Here is a 25,257-nt window from a genome sequence, read left to right as displayed (position 1 = left end):
CGGGGCGACGGATCGCCGCCCGCTCTCCCGGCGGGAAGACGCGGCCGGGACCGACGCCCGCGACGCGTTCGTCAACGCGGATGCGGATGCGGCCGGGCGAGGCCGCGCACCTTGCGCTCGGCCGAGCTCCACGACGGCTTCGTCTTGCGCTCGGCCGAGCTCCACGACGGCTTCGTCTTGCGGTCGGCCGAGCTCCACGACGGGTTCGTCTTGCGGTCGGCCGAGCTCCACGACGGGTTCGTCTTGCGGTCGGCCGAACTCCACGACGGCCTCGTCTCCGAGGCGAACCGGCTCTCCGACCGGCTGCGGTGCCCCTTCCCGCAGATACCCCGCACCTCGGACGCGGGCCGGGACCGCGTACGCGGCACCCCGCCGTCCTGGGCCTGCCCGACCGGTTCGGTCCCCGGGCCCGGGCGGCCGGGCAGGACGACGTCGGATCACCAACCTGATACGCCCCAGGGCCCGGGGACTCGCGAACGGCGAGCTGTCCGGCCTGTCCGGCCGGTGGAATCCTCACCCCGCTCGATGAGCAGAGCCGCCCCAGTACCCATGTGGCCACGCTGATCGTCCCAGGTATCGCCCGGTCCCTGAGGGGCCCGGCCTCGATGCCGGGCGTCGGCCAGGACCGCCTCCGCTCGCTTCCCCTCCGCTCGTCCGCCTGCGGTGAACAGAGGTCCGGGAGGGGAGCGAGCGGCTCGGCCTCGCCCCGATGCCGAGCCGACGTGCTCTTCGCGATGTTCCGCGACGGCACCTTCCAGCGATCACCACCCCCCCAGTCGTCTCCTGACCGGCGTCATGGAGGCCCCCCGGCTCGTACGCCGCCGGCACCCTGCCTGCGGCTCGGCCCGACGTCGGCCAGGGACGGCGGAAGGAGAGATGTAGTGAAGGCTTGCATCAGCCGCGAGGTGCCGGCGCCCCGGCGCCGCACACGCCTCGCGTGCATGGACCGGTCCCCGGCGATCACAGCGGAGGGCTGACATGCGCATCCTCGTGACCGGCGCCGCAGGCTTCATCGGATCGGCCTATGTGCGGGAGCTGCTCGCCGGTGCCTACCCGGCCTGGCAGGGCGCTCAGGTGACCGTGCTCGACCTGCTCACCTACGCGGGCAACCTCGCGAACCTGAACCCGGTGCAGGGGCAGTTCACCTTCGTGCACGGCGACATCGGCGACGCCGGCCTGTTGGACCGGGTGGTGCCGGGACACGACGTGGTGGTGAACTTCGCGGCCGAGTCCCATGTGGACCGCTCGATCGCGGAGGCCGCCGACTTCGTGCGTACCAATGTCCTCGGTGTGCAGAGGCTCTTCGACGCCTGTCTCAAGGCCGGGGTCAAGCGCGTCGTCCATGTCTCCACCGACGAGGTGTACGGCTCCATCGCGTCCGGCTCCTGGGACGAGACCGCGCCCCTGGCGCCGAACTCGCCGTACGCCGCCGCCAAGGCCGCCGGCGATCTGCTCGCGCGCGCCTATCACGTCACCCACGGGTTGCCCGTGGTCATCACCCGGTGCGGCAACAACTACGGCCCCTACCAGTACCCGGAGAAGGTCATCCCGCTCTTCGTGACCCGGCTGCTCACCGGGGGGACGGTGCCGCTCTACGGGGACGGCGCGAACGTACGGGACTGGATCCACGTCACCGACCACTGCCGGGGCATCCAAGTCGCCGCCGAGCACGGGGAAGCCGGCGAGGTCTACCACATCGCGGGCACCCGCGAGCTGACCAACGTCGACCTGACCGACCGGCTCCTGACCGCCTGCGGAGCGGGCTGGGACCGGGTGGAGAAGGTGCCGGACCGCCTGGGCCACGACCGGCGGTACTCGCTGACCGACGCGAAGCTGCGAAAGCTCGGTTACGCGCCCCGGGTCCCGTTCGAGCAAGGGCTGGCCGACACCGTGCGCTGGTACGCCGAGCACGCCGCCTGGTGGCAGGAGAGGCAACAGTGAGGAGCGAGTACGTGCACAGCGACGTCACGACTGGCCGGACAGCGGCTTCACCGTCGGCCGACGGCCGGTTCGGTGAGCCACGACCGGCCGTCGCGGTCCTGGGGGCGAACGGCTCCATCGGCAGGCACGTCGTCAAGGCTTTCGAGACAACGGGCTACCGTGTCCTCGCGGTTGCCAGGAAGCGGCCGCCGACGGCAGCAGGCAGCAGGTTCGTCGAACTGGATCTTTCCGTGACCTCGCCCGCCGAGATCGCCGAGGTCATGACGGCGGCGGGTGCCCGGCTGATGGTGAACGCCGTCGGAGGGTGGTCCGCGTCCACGGAGGACAACCAGCACGTTCACGTCGAGCTCGTCCAGCGCCTGCTGGACGCCGCCGGGCTGCTGCCCGCACCACCGCGGCTCTTGCAGATCGGTTCCGTCCACGAATACGGCCCGGTGCCGTACGGCACGGTGACGAGTGAGTCGTACGAGCCGAGACCACAGACGCCGTACGCACTCTCGAAGCTGGCCGGCACGGAAGCCGTGCTGCGGGCGACTCGGGCGGGCCGGGTGCAGGGGATCGTGCTGCGCGTGGTGAACGTGTTCGGCCCGGACGCGGCGGCCGGCAGCTTCCTCGGTTCGGTAGTGCGCAGGCTCCGCGCACTACCGGCCGGTGCCCGGCTGCGGCTCGAGGTGAGTCGGGACAAACGGGACTACGTCGACGTACGGGATCTGGCCGACGCGGTAGTACGGGCGGCGGAATCCACACTCGCCGGGCGGACCGTCAACATCGGGCGGGGCGAAGCGCTCGACATGCGCCGGATGCTCGAACTGCTCGTCGCCGAGGCCGGACAGGACCCCGACGTGCTCGATCTGACGTCCGGACCGGTGAACTCCAACGGAGGTGCCTGGACCCGGGCCGACATCCGCAGTGCGCGCCGACTGCTGGGCTGGGCGCCGAAGATCGACGTCCGGCGGTCGTTGCGGGACATGTGGGAGACCGCCGCCGCACTCTGACGGCTCAGTGCCACAGGCGTCCGCGCCCTCCGTGAACACCCCGCACGCCCTTGCCCGGGTACGCAGAGAGAGGACTCTCATGATCTTGGTCACCGGCTCCACCGGAAACGTCGGCCGCAACATCGTCCGCGAACTCCTCGCCGCGGGTGAGCAGGTGCGCGCGCTCACCCGGAACCCCACCGGCAGCGGCCTGCCGGCCGAGGCCGAAGTGGTCGAAGGGGATTTCACCCAGCCCGACACGCTGTCCGCCGCACTCGACGGGGTACAACGGGCCTTCCTCTTCCCGCTCTTCGGGGAACTCGAGGCCTTCCTCGGTCACGCACGCCGAAGCGGCCTCGACCGGATCGTGCTGCTCTCCTCCTCGGCGGCGGCCTTCCCCGTCCCGGGGTGGATCGGCGAAGCACACCAGAGCAACGAGGCGCAGGTGCGAGCCTCCGGGATCGACGCCACATTTGTGCGCCCCACCCTCTTCATGGCGAACGACCTCTCCTGGGCGGACCAGATCGCTTCGGCAGGAGTCGTCCGCGGTCCCTACGCCAAAGCCGCCACGGCACCCGTGGACGAGCGTGACATCGCCGCGGTGGCGTCCGCGGCCCTGACATCCGCCCGGCCCCTGGACCACGTCTCGTTCACCGGGCCCGAATCGCTGAACCCGTCGGAGCGTGTACGGATCATCGCCGAAGTGCTCGGCGTGACGGCGGAGTACGAGGAGATCCCGCGCTCCCAGGCGCACGCGCACCTGGTCCGGCAGATGCCGCCCCAGGCCGCCGACTTCCTGCTCGACCAGCTCGAGGACGCGGCCGACGGCAGGGCGGAGCCCGTCTCCACCGCTGAGCCCGCCATGGGCCGAGCGGCCCACACGTACGCGTCCTGGGTCGAGCACCGCAGCGCCGACTTCCGGCGATGAACCCTCCCGCCGGCAGGAGCGCCTGCGGGAACGCCCCCGCGGACTCGCCCCGGCTGGGCTCGGGATGTGAGGCCGGCTAACCGGCCCGGGGCCAGGACCCCATCGCCATCGACACCGCACCGCAGGCTCTCCGGCCCGTCGTGCGGTGTTCTTTCGTGCCGCGAAAGCGGCTCCTTGTCGACCATGCCATACGAAGGAGGGATCCATGGCCACCACCGAGTACCCCCAAGCGGCCCCGCCCGGCCGATCCGGGCGGACACCATCGCTGACCTCGCTGCCGTCGCTGACAGGGCTCCGGTTCTATGCGGCGACGGCCGTGTTCGTCTGCCACGTCACCACCGCCAACATGGGCCTTTTCAGCGGCGAGACCGGGAAGGAGATCGCTCGGGTGTTCAATGTCGCGGGCGGCCTCGGAGTCTCGTTCTTCTTCATCCTCAGCGGATTCATCCTCACCTGGTCCGCCCGCCCCTCGGACACCCCGCTCCTGTTCATGCGCCGCCGCGTGGTCAAGCTGTTCCCCAACCACCTGGTCACCTTCGTGCTCGCACTGGTGGTCTTCGCCGGCGCGACCATCACCTCCTGGAAGCAGTGGCTGCCCAACCTGTTCCTCGTGCAGACCTGGTCCTGGGACCCGTTGGTGACGTTCAGCGTCAACCAGCCGAGCTGGTCGCTCGGTTGCGAGCTCGTCTTCTACCTGTGCTTCCCGCTGCTGTACCGCGCGGTGAACAAGATCTCCCCGGCACGGCTGTGGGCCTGGGCCGTGGCCCTCCTGGCCGCCATCGTCGCGGTACCCGTGTTCGCGTCCGCCGTGCTGCCCAGTGACGTGACCCTCCCCGGTTGGCAGACGAACGAGATCCAGAACTGGTTCATCTACAACCTTCCGCCGGTACGGATGCTGGAGTTCGTCCTCGGCATGCTGCTCGCCCGGATCGTGCTGACCGATCGGTGGGTGGGCGTGCGGATGTGGCAGGCGGTGGTGCTGACCGCCATCGCGTACTACGTGTCGCTCCAGATCCCTCTCCTGTACTCCCTCTGCGCGATCTGGGCGGCCCCGATCGGCCTGCTCATCGCCGCCACCGCGGTCGCCGACATCCGGGCAAAGCGCTCGCCGTTCCGCGGACGGGTGATGAAGTGGCTCGGCGAAGTCTCGTTCGCGGTCTACCTGATGCAGGCCACCGTGCTGATCGGAGCCGAGCGTCACATCCTCTCCAAGCACGGCCCCTACACCCTCGCCGAGGGAATCGGACTGGCACTGCTGCTCTGGGTCGTCACCACCGCGCTCGCCTACCTGCTGTACGCGCTGGTCGAGCGGCCGGCCATGAAGCGCTTCAGTCGGCCTCGCCGAAAGGACCTCGGGGTGCCCGCAACCGGGCCGCTGGAAAACGCCCGTTGACACGGTGAGCGTGCGAAGACCACGCTCACGGCCTGAGTCATTTTGTCATGAGAGTGAACGATTTGCGTAATCCAAACTCTCCGCTCCGTGCGGTCGTGCGCGGACTCCCCGCCCGAACTCTGCAACCCCTGACCAAGGATGTGTCGACATGACCGAGACCCGTACACCCGAACAGTTCCCGAACTCCGCGCGGATCATGGACTACTTCCTCGGCGGCTCCGAGAGCCTCCCCGTGGACCGTGCCGCGGCCGACGGCATCGTGAAGCTGCTGCCCGGCGGCCCGGTGGGGGCACGCGCCAACCGGCGCTTCCTCAACCGCGCGGTCCGCACCGCCACCCGGCGCGGCGTCAGCCAGTTCCTGGACCTCGGCAGCGGTATCCCGGCCGTCGGTGCCACCCACGAGATCGCGCCCGAGGCCAAGGTCGTCTACAACGACAACGACCCGGTCGTCGGGGACATCGCCCGCCGCATCCTGGGTGAGTCCTCGGACGGCCGCACGGCGTACGTCGAGGCGGACTTCCGCGATCCCGGCGCCGTGCTCTCGGCCCCGGCCACCAAGGAACTCCTCGACTTCTCCCAGCCGGTGGGGGTGTTGTTCGGCGCGCTCCTGCACTTCGCGGTCGCCGCCGACGACCCGTACGGCACCGTCGAGCGCTACAAGGAAGCGCTGGCGCCCGGCAGCTTCATCGTCATCACCCACTCCAGCCCCGACTACGTCTCCGCACCGGTGCGGACCGCGGTCGGCGAGCTGTACACCAAGCTCCAGGTCGACCTCGCCCAGCGTTCTCGCTCGGAGATCGGGCAGTTCGTCGACACCGAGGGCTGGACGGTGCTCGAACCCGGTGTGGTGTCCGTCAACGAGTGGGAGACGGAGGAGGAGCGAGCGGACGACGCGGACTACCAGACCAGCCGGGAGGACGCCGCCGGATTCGCCGCCGTCGCCGTGAAGAACTGATCAGTACCTCTGTCCGGCAACCCTGTTCGGCTCTCGGTCCGAGGCGTTGAGAAGGCGACGGCATTCCCGTCGACGTGCAGGTGAAGTGGTCGGGCGCAGACGCCGGATCGATCACACCCTGCCGGAGCCGGGACACCGGCGGGCCGCCCGTCTCGGCGCCACGGCGCCGACGGCCGGCCCGCTCACCCGCTTCGACAAGATGATCCACGAGCACGGGAACGAAGCCGAGCGGACGATCAACCGGCGTGAGAACTCCCGGTCGACGGCCACGAGGTACGACAGCAGGGCCCGCGTCCGCGAGACGGACGGCCCCCTGGCGCGCCGTCGGCCAACCGCCGCCCCAGACGGCTTGCGGGGTGGCTCTCCGGCGACCGGCTGCGGTACTCCGCGAACCGGACCGCCGCTGCGGTCTTCCGGGGCCGGGGTTCCTGCCTCACCGCTGGCACCGGGCGGCTGACCGGGCCTTGTGGTGCCGAAGCGTCGAGGCCGGGGCGAAGGTCCGCACGCTCCTGTGTCCGGCGCGACACCACTCCGACTCCACGAAAGGGATGCGCATGTCCGCATCAGCGCGATCGCTGACCCGTGCCCGAGAGACCGGGCCCATCGAGCCACTGAGTCTGCGCCGCGTGTGCGGCCTGTTCACGACCGGCGTCACGGTCATCACCACCGGCCCCGACGGCGACGCGGACGGCACCACCGTCAACTCGTTCACGTCCGTCTCGCTGGAACCCCCACTGGTGCTGTTCTGTCTGCACCAGCACTCCCGGCTGCACACGCTCCTGGAGCAGAGCGGCGGGTTCACCGTGAACTTCCTGTCCGGACGGCAGCAGCCGCTGGCCCGGCACTTCGCCGGGCGCCGGACCGACGCCACCGCCTTCGAGGGCGTCCCGCATCACTTCACCGAGGACGGGCTGCCCGTGCTCAGCGAGGCCCTCGCCCACCTGACGTGCACCACGGTCGACGTGCACACGGCCGGCGACCACGACATCGTCATCGGCGAGGTGGTGGAGCTGGGCGTCCCCGAGCACGGCCTGGAGCCGCTGATCTTCTTCGACGGCTCCCTGGGCCCGCTGGAGACCGGCGCGGACCGCTTCCAGCACACCCGGCAGGCGTCCTGACATGCGCAGGGTGCTCATCGCCAACCGTGGCGAGATAGCCGTACGCGTGGCCCGGGCCTGCCGGGACGCCGGGATCGCGAGCGTGGCCGTCTACGCGGACCCGGACCGGGACGCCCTCCACGTCCGGGTCGCCGACGCGGCCTTCGCCCTGGGCGGTGACACCCCGGCCACCAGCTACCTGGACATCGGGAAGGTCCTGCGGGCCGCCCGGGAGACCGGGGCGGACGCCGTCCACCCCGGCTACGGGTTCCTCTCCGAGAACGCCGAGTTCGCGCAGGCGGTCCTGGACGCGGGCCTGACCTGGATCGGGCCGCCGCCGCAGGCCATCCGCGACCTCGGCGACAAGGTGGCGGCCCGGCACATCGCCCAGCGGGCGGGCGCCCCCCTGGTCGCCGGCACGCCGGACCCGGTGGGCGGCGCCGACGAGGTCGTGGCCTTCGCGGAGGAACACGGGCTGCCGATCGCGATCAAGGCCGCGTTCGGCGGCGGCGGGCGCGGGCTGAAGGTCGCCCGGACGCTGGAGGAGGTGCCGGAACTCTATGAGTCGGCGGTGCGGGAGGCGGTGGCCGCCTTCGGACGCGGGGAGTGCTTCGTGGAGCGCTACCTGGACCGGCCACGGCACGTGGAGACGCAGTGCCTCGCGGACCGGTACGGCCACGTGGTCGTCGTATCGACGCGTGACTGCTCGTTGCAGCGTCGGCACCAGAAGCTGGTGGAGGAGGCTCCGGCACCGTTCCTGACGGCGGAACAGACCGCCGAGCTGTACCGCGCCTCGAAGGCGATCCTGCGGGAGGCCGGGTATGTCGGCGCGGGGACCTGCGAGTTCCTGGTCGGACAGGACGGCACGGTCTCCTTCCTGGAGGTCAACACCCGGCTCCAGGTCGAGCACCCGGTGACCGAGGAGGTCGCCGGCATCGACCTGGTGCGGGAGATGTTCCGGATCGCGGACGGCGAGGAACTCGGCTACGACGACCCCGAGTCGCGGGGCCATTCCGTCGAGTTCCGGATCAACGGCGAGGATCCGGGCCGGGGCTTCCTGCCCGCGCCGGGCACGGTGACGGTCTTCGAGCCGCCGTCGGGTCCGGGGGTACGGCTGGACGCCGGCGTGGAGTCGGGCAGCGTGATCGGCCCGGCCTGGGACTCGCTCCTGGCCAAGCTGATCGTCACCGGCCGCACCCGCACGGAGGCGCTGGAGCGGGCCGCGCGGGCGCTCGACGAGTTCCGCGTCGAGGGGATGGCCACGGCGCTCCCGTTCCACCGGGCGGTGGTGCGGGACCCGGCGTTCGCCCCGGCCGAGGGGCCGTTCACCGTCCACACCCGGTGGATCGAGACCGAGTTCGTCAACGACATCGAGGCCTTCATGGCGGCTCCGGCTGCCGGTCCCGAGGCGGACGGGGCCGGTCGCGAGACGGTCGTCGTCGAGGTCGGCGGACACCGGCTGGAGGTCTCGCTGCCGGCGGTTCTGGGCCGGGTCCCGGACCGTACGCTCGCGGGGGCCGCCGCCGCCCGGTCCCGCCGCCGCGGCGCCGGCGGTTCCGCGCCCGCCGCCTTCGGGGACACCCTCACCTCTCCCATGCAGGGCACCGTCGTCAAGGTCGCCGTCACCGAGGGGCAGACGGTCGAGACGGGCGACCTGGTCGTCGTACTTGAAGCCATGAAGATGGAGCAGCCGCTCACCGCGCACCGCTCCGGCACCGTGACCGGGATCTCCGCCGAGGTGGGGCAGGCCCTCGCAGCCGGCGTCGCGATCTGCGAGATCAAGGACTGATCGCCTTGGCAGCATTCACCTATACCGACGCCATGAACGGAGCGCTGGAACGGCTGCGTTCCGTGGGGTACGAGCACGGGCGCAGCTTCGTCAACCACGCCCCGATGGCCGCCGAGGCCCTGGCGCACATGGGATACGCCGACGAGGTGCCCGACTGGGTGGAGGGGCATCTGCGCAGCCACACCTTCCACGACGTGCCCGAGCGGCGGTTCACCATCGACCCGGCGGACGAGGCCGACTGGCGGCAGGCGCTCGGCGACTTCGGCCGGGTCGCCGACTGGACGGCCCTGTTCGAACGGGAGCTGGCCGAGGGCCGGTGGACCGACGTACTGGCCCGCTGGTGGCCCCGGCTGCTGCCCGGCATGTCCGGGGTGCTCACGCACGGGGTGATCCGTACCGCGCACGCGGTCCGGGCGGTGGTGACGGCCGGGCCCGACAGCCGCCTGCAACTGGCCGAGCTGGCCCAGGGGCTGGGGTACTGGGCGGCTCGGTACTCGGAGGGCGGGGTCGTCGTCGAGGAGGATGGTGGCGGCGGCGATGTCGTAGGGGCGCTGGACGAACTCGTCGCCGAGTTCTCCGGGATCTACGCCACGCTCTCCCTTCCGCACCCGATTCCACTGATCCATTCGGTCACCGGGCCGGCCGCCGTACGGCTGGTGGTGGAGCACCTGCCGGAGGACCAGCGGTGGCCGTCGTACCAGGTCGCGCGGGCCGTCAGCCGCACGATGCTCAACTGGTTCCACGCCGTACCCCGGCCCGCGGCCCCGCTGCCGGCCGCCCCCGACCCGGCCGGCCTGTTCGCCGAGGCCGTCCAGATCGGCGACGAGCACGCCATCAAGCTCGCCGAAGTGGCCGTACGGCACGAGGCGCTGAGGCCCGACCCGCGGCACGCGGCGGCCGCGCACGCGGCCAACCGGGCGATCGGGCGCCTGTACCGCTGACAGTTCGTCTTCGCCGACGGTCTCCCCGACGGGACCGTACGGAACCGTTCCCGAGGAGTGTCATGGACGCACAAGTCATCGTCGTGGGCGCCGGGCCGGCCGGCATGATGCTCGCGGGCGAGCTACGGCTCGCGGGCGCCGACGTCATCGTTCTGGAGAAGCTGCCCGCGCGCACCGGAGAGTCGCGCGGCCTCGGCTTCACCGCCCGCACCATGGAGGTCTTCGACCAGCGCGGACTGCTGCCCCGCTTCGGGGACATCGAGGTCAGCAACGTGGGCCACTTCGGCGGCCTGCCGGTCGACTTCGGTGTACTCGACGGCGCCCACCAGGCTGCCAAAACGATCCCTCAGTCGGTCACCGAGACCGTCCTGGAGGAGTGGGCCGGCCGGCTCGGCGCGGACATCCGGCGCCGGCACGAGGTGCTGTCCGTCAAGGAGAAGGAGGACAGCGTCGAGGTCGAGGTGCGCGGCCCCGAGGGCGTGCACCGGCTGCGCGCCGAGTACCTGGTCGGCTGCGACGGCGGCCGCTCCACCATCCGCAAGGCCGCCAGCTTCGACTTCCCGGGCACGCCGTCGACGCTGGAGATGTACCTCGCCGACGTCAAGGGCATCGAGCTGGAGCCCCGGATGATCGGCGAGACCCTGCCCGGCGGGATGGTCATGGTCGGGCCGCTGCCCGGCGGCATCACCCGGCTGATCATCTGCGAGCGCGGCACCCCGCCGCAGCGCCGCGACAAGCCGCCCACCTGGGCGGAGGCCGCGGCGGCCTGGCAGCGGCTGACCGGCGACGACATCTCGCACGCCGAAGCGGTGTGGATCTCGTCCTTCGGCGACGGGACGCGCCTGGTCACCGAGTACCGGCGCGGCCGGATCCTGCTCGCCGGGGACTCCGCGCACATCCATCTGCCGGCCGGCGGCCAGGGCATGAACACCAGCATCCAGGACGCCGTGAACCTGGGCTGGAAGCTGGGCGCGGTGGTGCGGGGCCGGGCCCCGGAGGCGCTGCTCGACACGTACCACGACGAACGGCACCCGGTCGGGCAGCGGCTGATGATGAACACCCGGGCGCAGGGCCTGCTGTTCCTGTCCGGCCCCGAGGTCCAGCCGCTGCGCGACGTGCTGAACGAGCTGATCCGCTATCCCGAGGTCAGCAAGCACCTGGCGGCGATGGTCTCCGGGCTTGAGATCCACTACGACCTCGACGGGGGCGGCCACGCGCTGCTCGGCCGACGCCTGCCGAACGTGCCGCTCGCCGGCCACAAGAGGGTGGCCTCCAGCACGGAGGCGCTGCGCGCCGGGCGGGGTGTCCTGCTCGACCTCGCCGACAACGCCAGGCTGCGGGAACGCGCCTGGGCCTGGCGGGACCGGGTGGACGTGGTGACGGCGGTGGCGGAGGTACCGGCCGACAGCCCGCTCGCGGGGACCACGGCCGTGCTGGTCAGGCCCGACGGCTATGTGGCCTGGGCGGCGCCGGGTAGTCACGCGGATCTGCCGATGGCTCTTGAGCGGTGGTTCGGGCCTGTGCGGTGAGTGTGCGGCGGAGTGCGCTGCTTCGTGCGCTGCCGTGAGTGCCGCGATCTGTCGTCGTGCGGCTGCCCCGCCGTTGTGGCTGGTCGCGCCCACGCGGCGGCAGCCGCAAATCAATTGCAGCCCCGCGCCCCTGTCGGGGCGCTTTTCCTTGGCCTCTTTGAGGAGTGAACCATGCACAGCACCCTGATCGTCGCCCGTATGGAGCCCGCTCACAGTCAGGAAGTCGCCCGGTTGTTCAAGGAGTTCGACGAGACCGAGATGCCGCATCTGATGGGCACCCGGCGGCGTGAGCTGTTCGCCTACCGCGGGCTGTACTTCCACCTCCAGCACTTCGACACCGACAACGGCGGTGAGCTGATCGAGTCGGCCAAGACCGACCCGCGGTTCGTGCGGATCAGCGAGGACCTCAAGCCGTTCATCGAGGCGTACGACCCCGCCACCTGGCGCTCGCCCGCCGACGCGGTCGCCACGCGCTTCTACGACTGGGAGGGCCGGGCGTGAACGCCAGGCGAGTGGTCATCACCGGGGTCGGCGTCATCGCCCCCGGCGGTGTCGGCACGAAGAACTTCTGGAACCTGCTCAGCGAGGGCCGCACCGCGACCCGCGGCATCACCTTCTTCGACCCCTCCTCCTTCCGGTCCCGGGTCGCCGCCGAGGTCGACTTCGACCCCGAGGACCACGGGCTCGGCCCGCAGGAGATACGCCGGATGGACCGCGCGGCCCAGCTGGCCGTCGTCAGCGCCCGCGAGGCACTCGCCGACAGCGGGCTCGACCTGTCCGGCGCCGACCCGCACCGGATCGGGGTCACCATCGGCAGCGCGGTCGGCGCGACCATGGGCCTCGACCAGGAGTACCGGGTGGTCAGCGACGGCGGCCGGCTCGAACTGGTCGACCACACCTACGCCGTCCCGCACCTCTACAACTACCTGGTGCCCAGCTCCTTCGCCGCCGAGGTGGCCTGGTCGGTGGGGGCCGAGGGCGCGGCCACCGTCGTGTCCACCGGCTGCACCTCGGGGCTGGACTCCGTCGGGCACGCCGTCGAGCTGATCCGGGAGGGTTCCGCCTGCGCGATGATCGCCGGCGCCACCGACGCCCCGATCTCCCCGATCACCCTGGCCTGCTTCGACGCCATCAAGGCCACCACCCCGCGCAACGACGACCCCGAGCACGCCTCCCGCCCCTTCGACGGCACCCGCAACGGGTTCGTGCTGGGCGAGGGGTCGGCTGTCTTCGTCCTCGAGGAGCTGGAGGCGGCGCGGAGCCGGGGGGCGCACATCTACGCCGAGATCGCCGGGTACGCCTCCCGCTGCAACGCCTTCCACATGACCGGACTGCGCCCGGACGGCGCGGAGATGGCCGAGGCGATCACGGTCGCGTTGGGCGAGGCCCGCCTCAACCCCGAGGCCATCGACTACATCAACGCGCACGGCTCGGGCACCAAGCAGAACGACCGGCACGAGACCGCCGCGTTCAAGAAGAGCCTCGGCGACCACGCGTACCGGACCCCGGTGTCCTCCATCAAGTCGATGGTCGGGCACTCGCTCGGCGCGATCGGCTCCATCGAGATCGCCGCGTCGGTCCTCGCCATGGAGCACAACGTGGTGCCCCCGACGGCGAACCTGCACACTCCCGACCCCGAGTGCGACCTGGACTACGTGCCGCTCACCGCCCGTGAGCACCGCACCGACGCGGTGCTCACCGTGGGCAGCGGGTTCGGCGGCTTCCAGAGCGCGATGGTGCTCGCCCGACCGGAGAGGAGCACGGCAGCATGAGCACGCGCACGGTTGTGACCGGGCTCGGCATCGCCGCACCCAACGGCCTCGGTACCGCCGACTACTGGGCGGCGGCCCGCGCCGGCAAGAGCGGGATCGCCCGGATCACCCGGTTCGACCCGTCCGGGTACCCGGCGAAACTGGCCGGCGAGGTCCCCGGGTTCACCGCCGCCGACCATCTCCCGAACCGGCTGCTCGCCCAGACCGACCACATGACCCGCCTCGCGCTCGTCGCGACGGACTGGGCGCTGGCCGACGCGGACGTCACCCCGGCCGACCTGCCCGCCTACGACATGGGCGTGGTCACCGCCAGCTCCTCCGGTGGTTTCGAGTTCGGCCAGGGCGAGCTGCAGAAGCTGTGGAGCCAGGGCAGCCAGTTCGTCTCGGCATACCAGTCGTTCGCCTGGTTCTACGCCGTCAACAGCGGCCAGATCTCCATCCGCAACGGGATGAAGGGGCCGAGCGGGGTCGTCGTCTCGGACCAGGCGGGCGGCCTTGAGGCGCTGGCCCACGCGCGCCGGCAGATCCGGAAGGGGACACGGCTCATCGTCTCCGGGGCGATCGACGCGTCCATCTGCCCGTGGGGGTGGGTGGCGCAGCTGGCCAGCGACCGGCTGTCCACGTCGGAGGAGCCCGAGCGGTCGTATCTGCCGTTCGACCCGGCCGCGGCCGGGCATGTGGCCGGTGAGGGTGGGGCGATCCTGATCCTGGAGGCCGAGGAGACGGCCGCGCGGCGGGACGCCCGGGTGTACGGGGAGATCGCCGGGTACGGCGCGACGTTCGATCCGGCGCCGGGGAGCGAGCGGCCGCCGGGGCTGCGCAAGGCCGTCGAACTGGCCCTCGCTGATGCGGGCGTGGACGCGGGCGACGTGGACGTCGTGTTCGCCGACGCGGCGGCCGTGCCGGAGCTGGACCGGGTGGAGGCGGACGCGTTGAACGCCGTGTTCGGGCCGCACGGGGTGCCGGTGACCGCGCCGAAGACGATGACCGGGCGGCTGTACTCGGGGGCGGCGCCGCTGGACGTGGCGACGGCGCTGCTCGCGATCAGGGACGGGGTCGTGCCGGCGACGGTGCATGTCTCGCCGGAGGCGGGTTATGACCTCGACCTGGTGGTGGGGGAGGCGCGGCTGACCGAGGTACGGACGGCGCTGGTGCTGGCGCGGGGCTACGCGGGGTTCAACTCGGCGATGGTCGTGCGGGCGTAGGCCGCCCGGGACCGCAGGGGCGGGTGTCGCGGTCCGGCCGCGGGCCGGTGGGGGCTGGTCGCGCAGTTCCCCGCGCCCCTTACGGGGCGCTGCCCAGCCGCGTCCTACCCAGCTGCGGGCAGTCGTGCCTCCCCCAGTGCCTCAAGGGCCTGGGAGGTGCCCCCAGGCGGCACGGGTGGGCGCAGCGGCACCCTGCAAGCGCCGGTAAGCGTCCCCCCAGCCCCCGCCGACCCCCGCCCCCTCAAGACACACCCGCCCTTCCGGTCCACCACTCTCTCCCACGCCGGGCCGGAAGGGCGGGTGTTCCCGTTCGTGGAAACGATTCGTAGAACCGAAAGGAAGATCACCGTGGCCACCCAGCCCTTCACCCTCGACGACCTCAAGCGGATCCTGCTGGAGGCCGCCGGTGCCGATGAGAGCGTCGATCTCGACGGGGACATCCTCGACACCGACTTCGAGGAGCTCAGCTACGAGTCGCTCGCCATCCTGGAGACCTGCGGACGCATCGAGCGGGAGTACGCCATCACGCTCGACGACACCGTCGTGACCGAGGCGAAGACCCCCCGCGAGCTGCTCGCCCTCGTCAACACGCAGCTCGGTGACGTCACCGCCACCGCGGCCTGACCTCTCTCCGTCCCTCCCCTCCGGCCGCCGGCGCCCGCCCCCGTTCGTTCCGGGCGCCGGCGGCATCCCCATGCCCGAAAGACCTGAACGCCCTGAAAGGGAGCGGCAGACATGTCCGAACAGCAGCAGAAGGTCGCCCTGGTCTCCGGCGCCACCAGCGGAATCGGCCTCGCCTCGGCGCGGCTGCTGGCCCAGCAGGGCCACCGCGTCTTCATCGGCTCCCGCGACGCCGCGAACGTGGAGCGGACCGTCAAGGAACTGCGCGCGGAGGGACTGGAGGTCGACGGGGCCACCCTCGACGTCCGGTCCGCGCTGTCCATCGCGAACTTCGTCCAGGCGGCCGTCGACCGCTACGGCACCGTCGACGTCCTGGTCAACAACGCCGGCCGGTCCGGCGGCGGAGTGACCGCCGACATCGACGACGAGCTCTGGTACGACGTCGTCGAGACCAACCTCAACAGCGTCTTCCGCCTCACCCGCGCCGCCCTCACCACCGGCGGCATGCGGGACAAGAGCCGGGGGCGGATCATCAACATCGCCTCGACGGCGGGCAAGCAGGGCGTGGTGCTGGGGGCGCCGTACTCCGCCTCCAAGCACGGGGTCGTCGGCTTCACCAAGGCCCTGGGCAACGAGCTGGCCCCCACCGGGATCACCGTCAACGCCGTCTGCCCGGGATACGTCGAGACCCCCATGGCCCAGCGCGTCCGCGCCGGCTACGCGTCGGCCTACGCCACCTCCGAGGACGCCATCCTCGACAAGTTCACGGCGAAGATCCCGCTCGGCCGCTACTCCACCCCCGAAGAGGTCGCCGGACTCGTCGGCTACCTCGCCTCCGACACCGCCGCCTCCATCACCGCCCAGGCCCTCAACGTCTGCGGCGGCCTCGGCAATTTCTGAAAACCCCGGCATCCTCTAGGAGTTCACCCATGTCCGAGCGCAAGGAAGTCGAGCACGAGATCACCGTCTCGGCGCCGGCCGCCGAGGTCTACCGGCTGATCGCCGACGTGGCCAACTGGCCGCGGATCTTCCCGCCGACCATCTACGTCGACCACCTGGAGCGCTCCGGCAACGAGGAGCTCATCGGGATCTGGGCCACCGCCAACGGCGATGCCAAGAACTGGACGTCGCGCCGGGTGCTGGACCCGGACGGACTGCGGATCACCTTCCGGCAGACCGTCTCCACGCCGCCCGTCGCGAGCATGGGCGGCGGCTGGATCATCGAGCCGCTCGGCGCCGGCACCGCCCGGATCCGGCTGCTGCACGACTACACCGCCGTCGACGACGACCCGGCCGGGCTCGCCTGGATCGACGAGGCCGTCGACCGCAACTCCCGTTCCGAGCTGGCCGCGCTGAAGACCAACGTCGAACTCGCCACCGCCTCCGAGGAGCTGACCTTCTCCTTCGAGGACACCGTCGAGGTCGACGGCTCCGCCAAGGACCTCTACGACTTCGTCAACGAGGCCGACCGCTGGTCCGAGCGGCTGCCGCACGTGGCGACCGTCCGCCTCACCGAGGACACCCCGGGGCTGCAGACCCTGGAGATGGACACCCGCGCCAAGGACGGCTCGACGCACACCACCAAGTCGTACCGGGTCTGCCTGGACGGCCGGAAGATCGCCTACAAGCAGACCACCCTGCCGGCTCTGATGAACCTGCACACCGGCTACTGGACCTTCCGCGAGACCGACGCGGGCACCTTCGCCTCCTCGCAGCACACCGTCGTGCTGCGGCCCGAGAACATCGAGAAGATCCTCGGTCCCGACGCGGGGGTCGCCGAGGCCCGCAGTTACGTCCAGGGCGCGCTCAGCACCAACAGCCGCGCCACCCTGAACCACGCCAAGGCGTACGCCGAAGCGAGGCGCTGACCCATGGCCGGTGCCGACGCTGTCGAGACGCACGTCGTGGTGGTCGGCGCCGGACCCGTCGGGCTGATGCTCGCCGGGGAGCTGCGGCTCGGCGGCGCCGAAGTGACCGTACTGGAACGGCTGGACGCCCCGACGACGGAGTCACGGGCGTCCACCCTGCACGCCCGCACCATGGAGCTGCTGCGGCAGCGCGGCCTGCTCGACGGGCCCGGCGGCTTCGGCGACCCCGAGCCGCCGCCCCACGAACCCCGCGGCCACTTCGGCGGCCTGCCGCTCGACCTCACCCTGCCCAGCAGCCACCCCGGGCAGTGGAAGGTCCCGCAGACCCGCACCGAGGAACTCCTCGGCGCCTGGGCGGAGCGGCTCGGGGCGCGGGTGCTGCGCGGCCACCAGGTCGTCGCCCTGCGGGAGGACGGTGACCGCGTCACCGTGGTGGCCGAACACCTGGGTCGGCGGGCGGAGTTCACGGCCCGTTACGTCGTCGGCTGCGACGGCGAGCACTCCGTCGTACGACGGCTCGCGGGCATCCCCTTCCCCGGCAACGACGCCGAACGGGAGCTGATCCGCGCCGACGTAGACGGCATCGACATCCCGAACCGGAGGTTCCAGCGGCTGCCGAACGGGCTCGCCATCGCCGCCCGGCGCGGTGACGGCGTCACCCGGGTGATGGTCCACCGGTTCGGCACCCCTCCCCGCGGCTCGGGCGAGGCGGAGTTCGCCGACATCGTGACCGCCTGGCGGGACGTCACCCGCGAGGACATCGCACACGGCACCCCGCTGTGGGTCAACTCCTTCGGCGACGCCTCCCGGCAGGCCGAGCGCTATCGCGCGGGCCGGGTGCTGCTCGCCGGCGACGCGGCCCACCAGCAGATGCCGATCGGCGGCCAGGCCCTCAACCTCGGCCTCCAGGACGCCGTCAACCTGGGCTGGAAGCTCGCGGCCACCGTCCTCGGCCGGGCCCCGGCGGGGCTGCTGGACACCTATCACGACGAACGGCACGCGGTCGGGCATCGCGTCCTGTCCAACATCCGCGCCCAGGCCCGGCTGCTGCTCGGCGGGCCCGAGGTGGACCCGGTCCGCTCGGTCGTCGGCGAACTCACCTCGTACGAGAAGGCCCGGGCGCACCTCGCCGGGATGATCAGCGGACTCGACGTGCGGTACGGCGGCGTGCCGTACGGCGACGAGCGGACCGGGCTCGTCGGCGCACGGCTGCCCGAGCTGCGGCTCGACTCGGGGGCGACCACCGCCGAACTGCTGCACTCGGCACGCGGGCTGCTGCTCGTGACGGACGAGTCGCTGGCCGGAGCGGCCGGCGACTGGTCGGCCTCCGTCGACACGGTCACCGCACGGCCCCTGGACACCGGCCCGCTCTCCTTCGGGGCCGTACTCGTACGACCCGACGGTTACGTCGCCTGGGCCGGCGGCTCGGCGGACGGGCTGCGCGAGGCCCTGGGCCGCTGGTTCGCGCCCACCGCGCGTGCCGCTGTCCGATCACCACAACTGACTGGCAGGAGAAGGAAGATGGGCAACCTGACCGGAAAGACCGCCCTTGTCACCGGCGCCAGCCGGGGCATGGGCCGGGCCACCGCCGAGCGGCTGGCCGCCGACGGCGCGCTGGTCGCCGTGCACTACGGCACCAGCGAGGATGCCGCCGCCGAGGTGGTCGCCGGGATCGAGAAGGACGGCGGCCGGGCGTTCACGGTCAAGGCGGAGCTGGGCACCCCCGGCGACGTCCACGAGCTGTTCCTCGCCCTGGAGGCGGGACTGAAGGAGCGCACCGGCGAGACCGAGCTGAACATCCTGGTCAACAACGCCGGTGTGATGGGCGGGGTCAAGGCCGAGGACACCACCCCGGAGCAGTTCGACCGGATCTTCGCGGTCAACGCCAGGGCACCGTTCTTCGTCATCCAGCGGGCGCTGGTGAACATGCCCGACGGCGGCCGGATCGTGAACATCTCCTCGGGGCTGACCCGGTTCGCCAACCCCGACGAGATCGCGTACGCCATGAGCAAGGGCGCGGTGGAACAACTCGCCCTGCACTACGCCAAGCTGCTGGGCCCGCGCGGTATCACCGTGAACAGCGTCGCCCCCGGCATCACCCGCAACGGCAACCCGGTGTTCGGCATCCCCGAGGCCGTCGAGGCCATGTCGGCGCTGTCCACCTTCAACCGGGTCGGCGAACCGCAGGACGTCGCCGACGTCATCGCCTTCCTCGTCTCCGACGACGCCCGCTGGGTCACCGGCTCCTTCGTCGACGCGAGCGGCGGCACCCTCCTCGGGTGACGCGGTGACCAGGACCCTTCCGTCACCGGTCGCGGCCGGCCCGGACGAGCGGTTCGGCCCCCGGCTGTGGGGCCTGCTGCTCGTCCTCGCCGGCAACATGCTCATCGACGCGCTGGAGGTGTCCGTGGCGGTGGTGGCACTGCCCGCCATCGGCACGGACCTGGGAGCGGCGCCGACCGTCACCCAGTGGGCGATGACCGGCTTCGCCGCCGGCTTCGGCGGACTGCTCCTCTTCGGCGCCCGCGTGGTGACCCTCCTCGGCCGCCGCCGCGTCTACCTGGCAGCCCTCCTCGCCTTCGCCGCCGCGTCCGTACTCAGCGCCCTCGCCCAGGACCCGTGGCTGCTCCTCGCCACCCGCCTGACCAAGGGCTTCTGCGCGGCCCTCACGGCCCCCACCGGCCTCGCCATCATCACCAGTACGTTCCCGGAGGGCCGCCCCCGATCCCGGGCAGTCTCGGTCTACACCCTCTTCGGCGCGGGCGGCTTCACGGCAGGCCTGATCCTCTCCGGCTGGCTGACGGAAGCGTCCTGGCGCTGGGCGTTCGCGTCACCGGCTCCGGTGGTGCTGCTGCTGTTCGGGTTCGGGCTGCGGCTGATCCCAGGAGAGAAGCGCGAAAGCGCTCCGCAGGGGACCGATGAGAGCGCTCCGCAGGGGACCGATGAGAGCGCTCCGCAGGGGACCGACGAGAGCGCTCCGAAGGAGGGACCGGGAAATACCCGGAGGGTGGACGCGGGGAACATCTCGGCCGGGGGCAACCGGAGCGCCCCGAAGACGGATGCGGGGGACATCTCGGCCGGGGGCAACCGGGGCGCCCCGAAGACGGATGCGGGGGACATCTCGGCCGGGGGCAACCGGGGCGCCCCGAAGGGGCGCGGGGCTGTATTGGATATGCGGCTACCGCCGCGCGGGCGTGACCAGCCCCCACCGCGCCGCACCCGAACGAGGACGGCACACCGTTACGACATCCCCGGCGCCCTCACCCTCCTGGCAGCCCTGCTCGCCCTGGTCCAGGGCATCACCCAACTCCCCGGCCACGGCTGGAGCGACCCGAGAGCCGTCGGGCCGCTCACCGCGGCCGGGTTGCTCCTACTGCTGCTCTGGCGAGTGGAGCGGCACGCACCGGCCCCCCTCCTGCACATCGGCCCCTCGCTGCGCGGCAACCCCGCCCTGCTCCGCTCCGCGGCCGGCGCCGCCTGTCTCAACGGCTCCTACCTGGGCCTCCTGTTCGTCCTGACGTACCAGACCCAGACCCTCGCCGGCTGGTCCCCCCTGCACGCCGCACTCGCCCTCACCCCGGCCGCCGCGCCCCCCGCGCTGACCGCGCTCGCCTCCGGCCGCCTGGTGGCCAAGTTCGGCGCCCCCCGTCTCATCGTGGCCGGCGCCGCCTGCGCCTTCGCGGGCTATCTGCTGCAACTACGCCCGGGGCCGTGGCCGTTGGACTATCCGGGCCGGATGCTGCCGACGCTCCTGCTGGTCGGCGCCGGCTTCGTGCTGTCCTTCGCCGCGCTGAACATGCAGGCGATGTCCCGCCTCGCGCCCGCCGACCGGCTCACCGGCAGCGGCCTGTACCAGACGGCCGTACAGCTCGCCGCCGTCGTCACGGTCGCGCTGGTCGCCGCCCTGCTCGCCGCGTACGCACCCGCCCCGGGCCCGGCCGCCGCGGCCGCCGCCTGCCGGCCCGCGCTGACCCTGGTCGCCGTGCTCGGCTTCCTGGGCCTGCTCGTCGGCCTCACCGGCCTGATCCGTACCCCACCCTCCTCACTCCACGACGGGGAATGACCATGGACCAGACAACGCAGACCTGGGTCTTCGACGACCTGGAGGACGAGTTCGGCGACCTGGACTACGAGTTCGAGCGCGACCAGATCGTCGAGGTGGTCCCTCCCAGCCTCGCGCACCTCGCCTCCGTCGGCCTCACCGAGCGCACCCGGATCATCGACGCGTACGTGCGCGGCGAACTCGCCCGGGTGCTGCGGGTGTCGCCCGAGAGCATCGACACCGCGGGCCGCCCGATGAACAGCCTGGGCATCGGGTCCATCAACGGCCTGGAGCTCCAGCGGCGGATGGAGGCCGCGCTGCACGTCGACGTCAACCTCAACCGGCTGCTGCGCGCCAACAGCGCGGCCGAGCTGGTCGAGTGCCTGGCCGGACAGCTCGGCCCGGAGGACAGCCCGCACAAGCACGCCGGGAAGGGCGAGTACCACCTCGTCGCGCACGACGTGCCGAGCCCGAGGTGATCGGGCGGATGCCGGTCCTGGAGTTCGGCGCGGCCACCCTCGCGGCCGAGCCCCGGCTGCCGGCGGCCGGGCAGCTGGACGTCTGGCTGATCCGCCGGGCACAGCTGGAGACCGCGGCCGAACTGCTCGACCTGACCGAGCTGAGCGAGGCGGAGCGCAGGCGGACCGCGTCCTTCGTCCGGCCCACGGACGGGGTGACGTACGCCTCCGCGCATGTCGCCCTGCGCCGGCTCCTCGGGGCCTACCTGGGGCTGGCCGCGCAGGACGTGCCGTTCGTGCGGGAGCCCTGCCCGGGCTGCGCCGAACCGCACGGCCGCCCCGCGGTCGCCCATCCCGACCCGCCCCTGCACTTCTCGCTGGCGCACAGCCACGGCATGGCCGTGGTCGCCGTCTCCCGTGCGGTCGTCGGCGCCGACGTGGAGCGGCTGCCGCGGGCCGAGACCGTCGAGGTGTGCACCCCGGCGCTGCACCCGGGGGAGCAGGCGGAGCTGGCGGCGCTCGACGACGCCGGGGCACGGCGCGCGGCCTTCGGGCGGTTGTGGACCCGCAAGGAGGCCTACCTGAAGGCGCTGGGCACCGGTCTGTCCCGCGACCCCGGCCACGACTACCTGGGTGCCGACCCGCGCCGTCGGCCGGCCGGCTGGACGCTGCTCGACCTGCCCTCGGGGCCCCGGCACAACGCGGCCGTCGCGGTGCACGGCGGGGCGCCGGAACAGGTCACCGTGCGCTGGGTGCCGCCCCTCGCGCTGTACGCGGGACAGGCGGTCGACCTGGACGCCGACGGGACCGTGGGCGTGCCTGTGCACCGGGGCGCCGAAGGCACGACCACCGGAGTATCCGACTGGGGAGCGTGACCCACCAATGTCACTCGAACAGAAAACCGGCCGCCCGAGCCTGCACGACCGTGAGCATCGCGGCCAGTGGAGCGCCGCCGAGCGGATCGAGGAGCTCGGCCTGATGAAGGAGGCCGCCCGGCACGGCGACCCGCTGGCCACCGAGCGCCAGCACGCCAAGGGCAAGCTCACCGCGTACGAACGTATCGAACTCCTGCTCGACGAGGGGTCGTTCAACGAGGTCGAGATGCTCCGCCGGCATCGGGCCACCGGCTTCGGCCTGGAGAAGAAGCGGCCGTACACCGACGGTGTGATCACCGGCTGGGGCACGGTCCACGGCCGTACCGTCTTCGTCTACGCGCACGACTTCCGTATCTTCGGCGGCGCCCTCGGCGAGGCCCATGCCCAGAAGATCCACAAGATCATGGACATGGCCGTCTCGGCGGGGGCCCCGCTGGTGTCCCTCAACGACGGGGCCGGCGCCCGGATCCAGGAGGGCGTCTCGGCCCTCGCCGGCTACGGCGGCATCTTCCAGCGCAACACCCGCGCCTCCGGGGTGATCCCGCAGATCAGCGTGATGCTCGGCCCGTGCGCGGGCGGCGCCGCCTACTCGCCGGCCCTGACCGACTTCGTCTTCATGGTCCGCGACATCTCCCAGATGTTCATCACCGGGCCGGACGTGGTCAAGGCGGTGACGGGCGAGGAGATCACCCAGAACGACCTCGGCGGCGCCGACGTCCACGCCACCGCCTCCGGCGTGGCCCACTTCGCCTACGACGACGTACGCAGCTGCATGGAGGACGTGCGGCACCTGCTGTCGCTGCTGCCGTCCAACAACCGCGACCTGCCGCCCCGGGCGCCGACCGAGGACCCCGCCGACCGGCGCACCGACCACCTCCTCGAGCTGGTCCCGGAGGATCCCGGCCGGATCTACGACGTCCGGGCCGTCATCGAGGAGATCGTCGACCACGGCGACTACTTCGAGATCCAGCCCGGCTGGGCGACCAACGTGGTGTGCGCGCTGTCCCGGCTGGACGGCGAGGTCGTCGGCATCGTCGCCAGCCAGCCCGCCTCCTTCGCCGGCGTCCTGGACATCGACGCCAGCGAGAAGGCCGCGCGGTTCGTGCAGTTCTGCGACGCCTTCAACATCCCGCTGGTCACCCTGATCGACGTACCGGGGTTCCTGCCGGGCGTCGACCAGGAGCACAACGGCATCATCCGGCGCGGCGCGAAGCTGCTCTACGCCTACTGCAACGCCACCGTGCCGCGCATCTCCCTGGTGCTGCGCAAGGCGTACGGCGGCGCGTACATCGTCATGGACTCCCGCTCCATCGGCACCGACCTGGCGCTGGCCTGGCCGTCCAACGAGATCGCCGTGATGGGCGCCGAGGGCGCGGCGAACGTCATCTTCCGCCGGGAGATCGCGGCCGCGGACGACCCCGAGTCCACCCGCGCCCAGAAGATCAAGGAGTACCAGGCGGAGCTGATGCACCCCTACTACGCGGCCGAACGCGGTCTGATCGACGACGTCATCGACCCGCGGCAGACCCGCTCCACCCTGATCCGCGCCCTTGCGATGCTGCGCGGCAAGCAGGCCGACCTGCCGTGCCGCAAGCACGGCAACCCGCCGCAGTGAGCGCGGCGGAGGACACAGGCGGCACAGGCGGCACGGACGGCGCCCTGGTCATCAGGGTCGTCAAGGGCGCGGCGAGCCCCGCCGAGCTGGCCGCGCTGACCACCGTCCTGCTCGCCCGCGCGGCCGCCCTGGCCGCGGTGGACCCGTGCCCGCTGGAGTCCCGCCCGGTGGCCGGCTGGCGCCGTCCGGAACGCCTCGCGGCGCACCGCGACCCCCGCGGCTGGCGTCTCGCGGGCAGTCCAGCGGCCTGACCGGTCCCCTCACCCGAATTGGAGCCACGGACCCCATGACGTCCCCGTCCCTCGACCGCGCCGGCACGGTCCTCGAACTGCGTGCCGAACTCGACGCCCTGCGCGCCGAGTTCGCCGTACTCGCGGACCGTGCGGCCGTCACCGAACTGATCGACCGCTACATCACCCTGCTCGACACCCAGGACGAACACGGATTCGACCCCGCCTGGCCTGCCACGGTCTTCACCCCGGACTGCCGGCTGGAGTTCCCGGTCGGCACGGTCGAGGGCCGCGACCAGGCCGCCGCCTTCCACTTCGACCGCAAGTCCCGCTTCGCGCGCACCCACCACCTGGCCGCCAACTACGGCATCCGGGTCGACGGGGACACCGCCCGGATCCATATCCACCTCATCGCGTCCCATGTGCACCACGACGACGGTCCGGACCCGGACGGCCGCTTCGACATCGGCGGCCACAGCGAGGGCGAGGCGGTCCGCACCCCGGACGGCTGGCGGCTCAGCCGCTGGCGCTTCCACCTGATGTGGTCCGACGGGGCCGGACCGCGCCCCGGCCCCGACCCCCGCGCACTGCGCAGTTCCCAGCCACGCCCACGCCACACGAAAGGACGATGAGACCGTGCCAGTCACCCCGACCACAGCGCTCGACCTCGGCGCTCTGCGCGAAACCCCCGGCGACGACCGCCGGCTCGCGTTCGAGACGTTCCTCTGCCGGAATCTGGCCCAGCACCTGGACATCCCTCCGGCCCACCGCATCGCCCGCGACCGCCCCCTCTACACCCAGGGCATCGACTCCCTCACGGCCCTGACCCTCCAGCGCACCCTGGAGTCGGCCCTGAACATCCCGGTGCCCGCCCACCACCTCCTGCGCGAACAGTCGGTGGGCGAACTGGCCGCGATCCTGAGCGACTTGGTCGACCGGACCTGAGCCTCCCCGGTGGCCGCCGAGGATGCCCCCGGATGCTCCTGTGCCGTTGAGCGCGAGATGCCCGGCATCACCCGCGGAC

At 71.9% G+C, this 25,257-nt stretch carries 24 protein-coding genes; 23 read left to right on the top strand and 1 reads right to left on the bottom strand.

All coding sequences use genetic code 11. From position 1 onward, the window contains the following. Positions 1 to 71 precede the first annotated feature (71 nt). Positions 72 to 368, bottom strand: coding sequence for a hypothetical protein (locus tag AB0D59_RS48885; RefSeq protein WP_362578950.1), 297 nt, complete (start codon positions 366 to 368; stop codon positions 72 to 74). 610 nt (positions 369 to 978) lie between these two features. Here AB0D59_RS48885 and rfbB point away from each other — a divergent pair. The 23 genes from rfbB to AB0D59_RS48770 all read left to right on the top strand — a co-directional run bounded on the left by rfbB (position 979) and on the right by AB0D59_RS48770 (position 25,178). Beyond that, positions 979 to 1,941 (top strand): dTDP-glucose 4,6-dehydratase, encoded by a 963-nt coding sequence (rfbB, locus tag AB0D59_RS48880; protein WP_362578947.1) that lies wholly within the window; start codon positions 979 to 981, stop codon positions 1,939 to 1,941. Between the two features lie 11 nt (positions 1,942 to 1,952). Beyond that, positions 1,953 to 2,936, top strand: coding sequence for an NAD-dependent epimerase/dehydratase (locus AB0D59_RS48875; protein ID WP_362578944.1), 984 nt, complete (start codon positions 1,953 to 1,955; stop codon positions 2,934 to 2,936). Positions 2,937 to 3,015: 79 nt separating this feature from the next. After that, positions 3,016 to 3,843 (top strand): NAD(P)H-binding protein, encoded by an 828-nt coding sequence (locus AB0D59_RS48870; protein WP_362578941.1) that lies wholly within the window; start codon positions 3,016 to 3,018, stop codon positions 3,841 to 3,843. Positions 3,844 to 4,048: 205 nt separating this feature from the next. Continuing rightward, on the top strand, positions 4,049 to 5,236 hold the full coding sequence (locus tag AB0D59_RS48865; protein WP_362578939.1) for an acyltransferase: 1,188 nt from the start codon (positions 4,049 to 4,051) through the stop codon (positions 5,234 to 5,236). Between the two features lie 148 nt (positions 5,237 to 5,384). Then, positions 5,385 to 6,191: an SAM-dependent methyltransferase gene (locus tag AB0D59_RS48860; RefSeq protein WP_362578936.1), complete on the top strand. Its 807-nt coding sequence runs from the start codon at positions 5,385 to 5,387 to the stop codon at positions 6,189 to 6,191. A 554-nt stretch (positions 6,192 to 6,745) separates the two neighbouring features. Beyond that, complete coding sequence (locus tag AB0D59_RS48855) at positions 6,746 to 7,309, top strand: flavin reductase family protein (protein ID WP_362578934.1); 564 nt, start codon at positions 6,746 to 6,748, stop codon at positions 7,307 to 7,309. A 1-nt stretch (position 7,310) separates the two neighbouring features. Then, entirely contained in the window at positions 7,311 to 9,077 is a 1,767-nt protein-coding gene (locus AB0D59_RS48850; protein WP_362578931.1) for a biotin carboxylase N-terminal domain-containing protein, read from the top strand. 5 nt (positions 9,078 to 9,082) lie between these two features. Beyond that, entirely contained in the window at positions 9,083 to 10,018 is a 936-nt protein-coding gene (locus AB0D59_RS48845) for a hypothetical protein (protein WP_362578928.1), read from the top strand. A gap of 62 nt (positions 10,019 to 10,080) precedes the next feature. Further along, complete coding sequence (locus tag AB0D59_RS48840; RefSeq protein WP_362578925.1) at positions 10,081 to 11,547, top strand: FAD-dependent monooxygenase; 1,467 nt, start codon at positions 10,081 to 10,083, stop codon at positions 11,545 to 11,547. Between the two features lie 171 nt (positions 11,548 to 11,718). Further along, on the top strand, positions 11,719 to 12,048 hold the full coding sequence (locus AB0D59_RS48835) for a TcmI family type II polyketide cyclase (RefSeq protein ID WP_362578922.1): 330 nt from the start codon (positions 11,719 to 11,721) through the stop codon (positions 12,046 to 12,048). After that, positions 12,045 to 13,319: a beta-ketoacyl-[acyl-carrier-protein] synthase family protein gene (locus tag AB0D59_RS48830; protein WP_362578920.1), complete on the top strand. Its 1,275-nt coding sequence runs from the start codon at positions 12,045 to 12,047 to the stop codon at positions 13,317 to 13,319. The genes AB0D59_RS48835 and AB0D59_RS48830 overlap by 4 nt, the downstream gene beginning before the upstream one ends. Next, entirely contained in the window at positions 13,316 to 14,524 is a 1,209-nt protein-coding gene (locus tag AB0D59_RS48825) for a ketosynthase chain-length factor (protein ID WP_362578917.1), read from the top strand. The genes AB0D59_RS48830 and AB0D59_RS48825 overlap by 4 nt, the downstream gene beginning before the upstream one ends. A 348-nt stretch (positions 14,525 to 14,872) precedes the next feature. Continuing rightward, a complete protein-coding gene (locus tag AB0D59_RS48820) occupies positions 14,873 to 15,148 on the top strand; it encodes an acyl carrier protein (protein ID WP_362578914.1) in 276 nt (91 codons plus the stop codon). A gap of 111 nt (positions 15,149 to 15,259) precedes the next feature. Further along, positions 15,260 to 16,045: a 3-oxoacyl-ACP reductase FabG gene (gene fabG / locus AB0D59_RS48815; protein WP_362578911.1), complete on the top strand. Its 786-nt coding sequence runs from the start codon at positions 15,260 to 15,262 to the stop codon at positions 16,043 to 16,045. Between the two features lie 29 nt (positions 16,046 to 16,074). Continuing rightward, positions 16,075 to 17,013, top strand: coding sequence for an aromatase/cyclase (locus AB0D59_RS48810; RefSeq protein WP_362578908.1), 939 nt, complete (start codon positions 16,075 to 16,077; stop codon positions 17,011 to 17,013). A 3-nt stretch (positions 17,014 to 17,016) separates the two neighbouring features. After that, positions 17,017 to 19,296, top strand: a complete 2,280-nt coding sequence (locus tag AB0D59_RS48805; RefSeq protein WP_362578905.1) for an SDR family oxidoreductase — start codon at positions 17,017 to 17,019, stop codon at positions 19,294 to 19,296. Between the two features lie 4 nt (positions 19,297 to 19,300). Then, the gene (locus tag AB0D59_RS48800; protein WP_362578902.1) at positions 19,301 to 21,076 is read left to right on the top strand and encodes an MFS transporter; all 1,776 of its coding nucleotides are present in this window, start codon (positions 19,301 to 19,303) and stop codon (positions 21,074 to 21,076) included. Between the two features lie 2 nt (positions 21,077 to 21,078). After that, positions 21,079 to 21,534 (top strand): acyl carrier protein, encoded by a 456-nt coding sequence (locus AB0D59_RS48795; protein WP_362578899.1) that lies wholly within the window; start codon positions 21,079 to 21,081, stop codon positions 21,532 to 21,534. 8 nt (positions 21,535 to 21,542) lie between these two features. Beyond that, positions 21,543 to 22,388 carry a 4'-phosphopantetheinyl transferase superfamily protein gene (locus tag AB0D59_RS48790; protein WP_362578896.1) on the top strand — a complete coding sequence of 282 codons (846 nt, stop codon included), beginning with the start codon at positions 21,543 to 21,545 and terminating at the stop codon, positions 22,386 to 22,388. Between the two features lie 103 nt (positions 22,389 to 22,491). Continuing rightward, positions 22,492 to 24,003 carry an acyl-CoA carboxylase subunit beta gene (locus AB0D59_RS48785; RefSeq protein WP_362578973.1) on the top strand — a complete coding sequence of 504 codons (1,512 nt, stop codon included), beginning with the start codon at positions 22,492 to 22,494 and terminating at the stop codon, positions 24,001 to 24,003. After that, positions 24,000 to 24,254: an acyl-CoA carboxylase epsilon subunit gene (locus AB0D59_RS48780; RefSeq protein WP_362578893.1), complete on the top strand. Its 255-nt coding sequence runs from the start codon at positions 24,000 to 24,002 to the stop codon at positions 24,252 to 24,254. The genes AB0D59_RS48785 and AB0D59_RS48780 overlap by 4 nt, the downstream gene beginning before the upstream one ends. Before the next feature lie 35 nt (positions 24,255 to 24,289). Continuing rightward, on the top strand, positions 24,290 to 24,865 hold the full coding sequence (locus tag AB0D59_RS48775) for a nuclear transport factor 2 family protein (RefSeq protein WP_362578890.1): 576 nt from the start codon (positions 24,290 to 24,292) through the stop codon (positions 24,863 to 24,865). Between the two features lie 4 nt (positions 24,866 to 24,869). Next, entirely contained in the window at positions 24,870 to 25,178 is a 309-nt protein-coding gene (locus tag AB0D59_RS48770; protein WP_362578887.1) for an acyl carrier protein, read from the top strand. The last annotated feature ends 79 nt before the right edge of the window (positions 25,179 to 25,257 follow it).

It is taken from the genome of Streptomyces sp. NPDC048417, assembly GCF_040651615.1.
GTDB lineage: Bacteria > Actinomycetota > Actinomycetes > Streptomycetales > Streptomycetaceae > Streptomyces.
This window is presented reverse-complemented; position numbering and strand designations above follow the sequence as displayed.

Excerpts from the sequence above, each read along its gene's own strand:
- rfbB (WP_362578947.1), top strand. The coding sequence starts at position 979 with ATGCGCATCCTCGTGACCGGCGCCGCAGGCTTCATCGGATCGGCCTAT.
- AB0D59_RS48870 (WP_362578941.1), top strand. The coding sequence starts at position 3,016 with ATGATCTTGGTCACCGGCTCCACCGGAAACGTCGGCCGCAACATCGTC.
- AB0D59_RS48865 (WP_362578939.1), top strand. The coding sequence starts at position 4,049 with ATGGCCACCACCGAGTACCCCCAAGCGGCCCCGCCCGGCCGATCCGGG.
- AB0D59_RS48860 (WP_362578936.1), top strand. The coding sequence starts at position 5,385 with ATGACCGAGACCCGTACACCCGAACAGTTCCCGAACTCCGCGCGGATC.
- AB0D59_RS48855 (WP_362578934.1), top strand. The coding sequence starts at position 6,746 with ATGTCCGCATCAGCGCGATCGCTGACCCGTGCCCGAGAGACCGGGCCC.
- AB0D59_RS48850 (WP_362578931.1), top strand. The coding sequence starts at position 7,311 with ATGCGCAGGGTGCTCATCGCCAACCGTGGCGAGATAGCCGTACGCGTG.
- AB0D59_RS48840 (WP_362578925.1), top strand. The coding sequence starts at position 10,081 with ATGGACGCACAAGTCATCGTCGTGGGCGCCGGGCCGGCCGGCATGATG.
- AB0D59_RS48835 (WP_362578922.1), top strand. The coding sequence starts at position 11,719 with ATGCACAGCACCCTGATCGTCGCCCGTATGGAGCCCGCTCACAGTCAG.
- AB0D59_RS48825 (WP_362578917.1), top strand. The coding sequence starts at position 13,316 with ATGAGCACGCGCACGGTTGTGACCGGGCTCGGCATCGCCGCACCCAAC.
- fabG (WP_362578911.1), top strand. The coding sequence starts at position 15,260 with ATGTCCGAACAGCAGCAGAAGGTCGCCCTGGTCTCCGGCGCCACCAGC.
- AB0D59_RS48810 (WP_362578908.1), top strand. The coding sequence starts at position 16,075 with ATGTCCGAGCGCAAGGAAGTCGAGCACGAGATCACCGTCTCGGCGCCG.
- AB0D59_RS48805 (WP_362578905.1), top strand. The coding sequence starts at position 17,017 with ATGGCCGGTGCCGACGCTGTCGAGACGCACGTCGTGGTGGTCGGCGCC.
- AB0D59_RS48795 (WP_362578899.1), top strand. The coding sequence starts at position 21,079 with ATGGACCAGACAACGCAGACCTGGGTCTTCGACGACCTGGAGGACGAG.
- AB0D59_RS48790 (WP_362578896.1), top strand. The coding sequence starts at position 21,543 with ATGCCGGTCCTGGAGTTCGGCGCGGCCACCCTCGCGGCCGAGCCCCGG.
- AB0D59_RS48785 (WP_362578973.1), top strand. The coding sequence starts at position 22,492 with ATGAAGGAGGCCGCCCGGCACGGCGACCCGCTGGCCACCGAGCGCCAG.
- AB0D59_RS48775 (WP_362578890.1), top strand. The coding sequence starts at position 24,290 with ATGACGTCCCCGTCCCTCGACCGCGCCGGCACGGTCCTCGAACTGCGT.